Origin of the sequence: Clostridium prolinivorans (assembly GCF_004011155.1) — a bacterium.
GTDB classification, from domain to species: domain Bacteria; phylum Bacillota; class Clostridia; order Clostridiales; family Clostridiaceae; genus Clostridium_AT; species Clostridium_AT prolinivorans.
Genome location: NZ_RJWG01000046.1, coordinates 1 through 968 on the forward strand (window position 1 = coordinate 1; position 968 = coordinate 968).

Below are 968 nucleotides of genomic sequence, written 5' to 3' on the forward strand. Positions count from 1 at the left end.
TGTAAATGTCAATATAATTTTGTACGAAAAGTGGAAAATAATTTTGTACAAAAAAGAGAATCAATAATTTTCAGAAGAACTGTCTAAATAGTTAATTTTTGACTGAAGTCTATATGAAGGCCCTTTAATTGAAATAACATGAGAATGATGTAATAATCTATCTAGTATAGCATGAGCTATAGTAGCTGAACCAAATATTTCACCCCAACTAGAAAAAGGTGCATTAGTAGTTATTATAGTACAATGACGTTCATATCTTTTAGATATTAGTTGAAAAAATAAGTTAGCAGCATCATTATCTATTGGTAAATACCCTATTTCATCTATTATTAATACTTTATACTTAGAGTAATGCTTTAGTCTGGTTTCTAAACGATTCTCTGCTAAAGCTTTTTTAAGTTGTGCAATTAACTCTTGAAAATGAATAAAGTATGTAGAGTATCTATGCTTTGCACACTCTATTCCTAAGGAAGTAGCAAGATGAGTCTTGCCAACCCCAGGAGTTCCAACAAAAAGTATGTTTTCATTATTTTCAATAAATCTTAAACTTTTTAAGTCAAGAATTTGTTGTTTGTTTATACTAGGTTGAAAATCAAAATCAAAGTCATCAATTTCTTTTAAGAAAGGAAAATTAGCTACTTTTACACAAGCAAGTTTTGCTTTCTCTTGTTTTGATTTTATTTCTAAATTGCTTAGTTCATACAAAGCATCTATAATACTTTTTTCTCCTGATGTCATCAAATCTAAGTAGGTATCTATATTATTCTTAATATTATTTAAACCAAGACCTTCTAAGTTATTTAAAAGTTTAACGTAGTTACTCATATTACCTCCTATGTTCATATTAATTTATCTAGTTCACTAAGATTATTTAAACATACGGTTTCTAATTCATCTTTATTTTTAATAACTTTATTTAGTAGTTCTTTATAGTCATTAGGTGCATAATTAATTTTTTTATCATTTAT

1 protein-coding gene is annotated in these 968 nt (G+C 26.4%); it reads right to left on the reverse strand.

Translation table 11 applies throughout. The features are described 5' to 3' along the window. Positions 1–60: 60 nt before the first annotated feature. Complete coding sequence (gene istB / locus EGD97_RS12255; protein WP_078682921.1) at positions 61–825, reverse strand: IS21-like element helper ATPase IstB; 765 nt, start codon at positions 823–825, stop codon at positions 61–63. Positions 826–968: the final 143 nt, after the last annotated feature.

What these genes read in the sequence shown, in the direction of transcription:
- istB (WP_078682921.1), bottom strand. Translation starts at nt 825, where the DNA reads ATGAGTAACTACGTTAAACTTTTAAATAACTTAGAAGGTCTTGGTTTA.